The 4,489-nt window shown below is 35.7% G+C and carries 4 protein-coding genes; all 4 read right to left on the bottom strand.

Features of this window, described 5'->3' with window-relative positions:
* Positions 1-49: 49 nt before the first annotated feature.
* The 4 genes from GVY42_RS15505 to GVY42_RS15490 are packed head-to-tail and all read right to left on the bottom strand — an operon-like array spanning position 50 to position 4,052.
* Positions 50-928, bottom strand: coding sequence for an LCP family protein (locus GVY42_RS15505; RefSeq protein ID WP_159565627.1), 879 nt, complete (start codon positions 926-928; stop codon positions 50-52).
* 2 nt (positions 929-930) lie between these two features.
* Positions 931-1,347: a hypothetical protein gene (locus GVY42_RS15500; RefSeq protein WP_159563815.1), complete on the bottom strand. Its 417-nt coding sequence runs from the start codon at positions 1,345-1,347 to the stop codon at positions 931-933.
* Between the two features lie 14 nt (positions 1,348-1,361).
* Positions 1,362-2,708, bottom strand: coding sequence for a nucleotide sugar dehydrogenase (locus GVY42_RS15495; protein WP_159563816.1), 1,347 nt, complete (start codon positions 2,706-2,708; stop codon positions 1,362-1,364).
* A gap of 48 nt (positions 2,709-2,756) precedes the next feature.
* Positions 2,757-4,052 carry a glycosyltransferase gene (locus GVY42_RS15490; RefSeq protein WP_159563817.1) on the bottom strand — a complete coding sequence of 432 codons (1,296 nt, stop codon included), beginning with the start codon at positions 4,050-4,052 and terminating at the stop codon, positions 2,757-2,759.
* Positions 4,053-4,489: the final 437 nt, after the last annotated feature.

Here is a 4,489-nt window from a genome sequence, read left to right as displayed (position 1 = left end):
GATTAATCAACTTGTGAGATACATCAAGTAGTCTAATCCTAGCTATAAGCTAATTTAGTTCATTTTTCAGTTGGCGAATCTGATTTTCATCTGCATACCAATAATATATTCCATCTGAAGCTTTTTTACCCTCTCCTTGGAGTGATACTTCTTCAATAGACTTGAAAGCATCGTTATAATTACTTATCAAATTAATTGAATCACTTAAGCTCAATGTAGTAACTATATTTTCACCAAAAAGATTCTTTATTTGATTTAATGATTTAAGCGAGATGTTCTTGTCTAGTTGCTCTTTGAATGCTAAAACGACCTCTCTTTGACGCTCTTGTCGCCCAAAATCTCCTAATGGGTCTTCCTTTCGCATCCTCACATAAGCTAACAATTCATCGCCACTCAGATACTGTTCACCTTTTGGAAAGGTATATTTCCCACTCGTAAACTCAAATTTATTATCAACTTTGATATCACCAAATATATCTGTTGCCTTTTTAAAGCCATCCATATCGATAACTGCAACTTGGTCAATAGTAATATCCAAAAAGTTCTCGACAGTCGCTACCGTTCCTTGAACGCCATGAAATGCGTATGCATGGTTTAATTTATCCATCGTATTAGAGGGCTTAATATTCACATACAAGTCACGAGGTAGGCTAATAAGCATTCCTTTTTTTTCTTTCGGATTTAAGTTCATTAGCATAACTGTATCGCTTCGTCCTTTATCATTCGGCCTTGCGTCTACACCTATCAACAAAATAGAAATAGGCTCCTTCTGTTTAAGGTTTACTTCTCCTATAGTTTGGAGGGGCAAATCTACTCCCGAATTCATCTCGTTAAATAGATCGTCTGCTTTATACCAAACAAAGGCGACGATTATTATGTTAATTGATACGAACAAAGAAATGATTGTCAGCCACACTTTTTTCTTCATGATTATCTACTCTCTTTTTCATTATGGATTCCATTCAGTACTTTAAGTACATCTGCCCACGTACCAAATCGCTTTAAAAGTACTTTAGGTGATATCTGCCCATTCTTCTTCGCCCACATTCTATAGCGTTCATAAGAGACGTCAACCCCTAGAAAAGAACTTGCCTCTCGTAATGTTGCTAAAACTTCTCTTTCACTATATTTAAAACCTGGGCGAAGGTTTGATTTCTCACATCCTATTCTCCATCCACCAAAACATTTCATAACATAATAAACACTCGGTGCATCAGGGTACTTCACTCTGAATTTTTCATAAGATTTTATTGTAATGACATCACTGTTCTCTTTCTTATATTGTTCGAAATAAAAATTAATCTTCTCAATCATCTTATCTTCTTCAAAATAAGTTTTCTTTGTCATATGAATTTCAACCTTTACAATTTACGAACTTTGGACGATTCTGCATATACCTCAGCCATGAAAATATTTTGCGTATCAAATATGAGATTGCTATTTAAAAGAACACGTTGATAATCGATGCAATCATGTGGGGTAGCAATAATTACCAAATCATATTCGCTAAATGCTTGATAATCTACCTTCGAAGTGTAAGTGGTTTGTTGATTACCAAGAGCTACACTGAGCGAAGATTCTACATAAGGATCAATAACAACAATTTCCTCTGTATATTTCTCTAGTGTTTCAACCAAATTTAGCACTGGACTCTCACGTAAATCCCCAATATTTTTTTTATACGCTGCCCCTAAAACGGCAACTTTAGAATCTGATAAAACAAGACGTTTTTCATTAAACCACTCCAGAATACGCATCACAGTATGATTGATTCTTTGATCATTAATTTCACCAGCCAAATTAATCATTCGAGTAGTCTTCCCATTTTCCTTCATAATATAAGTTAAATAGTAAGGATCGACCGGTATACAATGCCCGCCTACACCAATACCTGGGTTGAATCTCATAAAACCATATGGTTTGCTGTCAGCAGCATCAAGCACTTCCCAAATATCAATATCTAAAGAGTGTGCTAGTTCTGCAACTTCATTGACCAATGCAATGTTAATCCATCTGAATGTATTCTCAAAAACTTTAGATAGTTCAGCCACTTTAATATCCGATACTCGATGTGCTGTCTCCCCAATAAATTCAGCAGCCAAATCTGTACATTTCGAAGTCATACCTCCGATAACCTTTGGTGTATTTACTAAAGAAAAGTGTTGATTTCCTGGGTCAATCCGTTCAGGAGAATATGCAATAAATACATCTTCTCCAACAATTAATTTTTTTTCTTCCAATGGCTTTGCAATGAAGCGTTCTGTAGTCCCTGGATAAGTCGTACTCTCTAAAATAACCAAAAGGTCCCCATTAGAACTTCTCGAAATCATCTTGCCAGCATTTTCTACATAACTCAAATCTGGATTTTTCAAATGATCAATAGGGGTGGGGACACAAATAACAACAATATCAGCTTCATTTAGAATTTCCACATCTGTGGTTGGATAAAATCCCTTTTCTAGCATACCCTCCAACTCAAGAGCTGATACATCTTGAATATAGCTCTTTCCACTTTTTAGTTGCGAAACTTTATCTTCAGAAATATCCAATCCTACCACCGAAAAACCTTTATCTACATAATGCTTTGCTGTTGGTAAACCTACATAACCAAGACCTAAAACAACAACTACAGCGCTGTTTGTTTGAATCTTATTTTTTAAAGATTTGAACTTTGAATTTGATAATTTAGAAATATTAGTATCTAACATAATTAACTTCTCCTTAATTTGAATCATTTTGTTATATTTAATCGTTTCTCAACGCGTTCCCCATTTAGTTTCTTTCAATGTAAACAGGGCATAGAAGCGAAGGGGGAATAGTAACACTAGATGTATTATTCCGTATAGTGGCGCCATTAGAAATATTAAAGGTCGTTTAACTATATAATGAACATTGCGTGCATATGCGGACAACGAAATAGCAATCAAATAATAGCTCAACATAATCAGACCAAACGACTTAACTTTGAATAACAATGCAACTACTACGATAAATCCGAATAGCAACCACAAAGTCATCTCAAACATTACCCAAACTAAGGTAACTGGTTTTTTTAATCCAATTGAAAATGCAATAAGAGTTTCTCTAAAAAAGGACTTATTCCATCTCACTTGTTGCTTTAAAAACTGTCTTAACGTTTCAGGTACGTCTGTGTCACAACGCGCTCCTGACTGATAGACTGTTTTCCCCTTCAATATCGCGTAATTTGTCAAACATCGGTCGTCACCAGTTTGCACTACTTCCCCAAGAAACTTTTGATTTCCATAATGTTCAATATTTTCCAAAACAACTTCTCTTCTGTAACAACTAATGGGACCTGAGCAAACCAGGATGTTTCCTGTGACGGACTGCGCAGCGCGCTCAACACGAAATGCATTATCGTAGCGCATATCTAAAAGTTTAGTAAAGTAGCTATAATCTCTATTTCTTGCATTAATATGTCCCGTGACAGCCATGACATCAGGATCTACAAAAGGTCTAAGCAACTCCCTTAAAGCATCGGGGTAAGTGTATCCATCGGAGTCAACTGTAAAAAAAATATCTCCAGTAGCACGTTGGAACGCCCAGATCTGAGCATGTCTTTTCCCTTTATTTTCTTCAAGTCTATGGACCACAAACTTAAACGGTAATTCTCCTTCCATTTCAAGTTTCTGTTTATATTCGAGTACAGCTAAATATCCACTATCGTCTTTACTACCGTCATCTACAAAAAACAGTTCCGCGATGGGATAATCTTGTTTAATAATGCTCTCAATAATCCCCAGTACCGCTTTGGGCTTTTCGTTGTATGACGGGATGATGACGGACACTCTATGTTCTCCAGGTTCATTTATATAAGGTTTATAAAGAAACGACAGCAGCATTTTTCCAATTAAATACGTGATCATAATTGATCCGTATACTCCAAATGCTTTATCCCATCCTCCTCGGAATTCTAAATTAATCGCCACTAAAAAAATTACTATGAAAACAAACACCACAAAAATCACATATGTTTCTTTGCGTTGTTTTCCACCTGTTCTTTTTTGTCGTGCCTTTCTTGACGTTCTCATTTAGTCTCATCCTCTTTCTCTATCGAATCACAAGTCAACATCGTAAAAATCACTCAATCAGTCTAGCAAGCTATACAATTCGACAAATATCAAAAACGGAATAGCAAGACTCCTTTTTTTGAATTAGGTATATGCCATTCCCTATCTTAAATAGAGCGCGAAGTTTGTTTTGGTAAACATACTTTCATAATATTCATTCATTGATCTATATAAGTTAGTACTTGCACTTTTGAATTAACGCTTTTTTTAAGTAACAAAAAAAGCGTTAGCATAAAATGAGTGAACTGAACCCCGAATGATAGACACTTGAAAAAAAGTGCATCATTCGGGGTTTTTCGTATGGATACGAATCGCTACAATGAACCTATTCATTCAGACGGGAGAAACAACCATGAGTAAAATCCTCTTCAACATGACTCAAATCAACCAGCTCGAAG

The sequence above is a fragment of the Exiguobacterium sp. 8A genome (assembly GCF_902506275.1).
Lineage (GTDB): Bacteria > Bacillota > Bacilli > Exiguobacteriales > Exiguobacteriaceae > Exiguobacterium > Exiguobacterium profundum.
This window is presented reverse-complemented; position numbering and strand designations above follow the sequence as displayed.

Excerpts from the sequence above, each read along its gene's own strand:
- GVY42_RS15505 (WP_159565627.1), bottom strand. The coding sequence starts at position 928 with ATGAAGAAAAAAGTGTGGCTGACAATCATTTCTTTGTTCGTATCAATT.
- GVY42_RS15500 (WP_159563815.1), bottom strand. The coding sequence starts at position 1,347 with ATGACAAAGAAAACTTATTTTGAAGAAGATAAGATGATTGAGAAGATT.
- GVY42_RS15495 (WP_159563816.1), bottom strand. The coding sequence starts at position 2,708 with ATGTTAGATACTAATATTTCTAAATTATCAAATTCAAAGTTCAAATCT.
- GVY42_RS15490 (WP_159563817.1), bottom strand. The coding sequence starts at position 4,052 with ATGAGAACGTCAAGAAAGGCACGACAAAAAAGAACAGGTGGAAAACAA.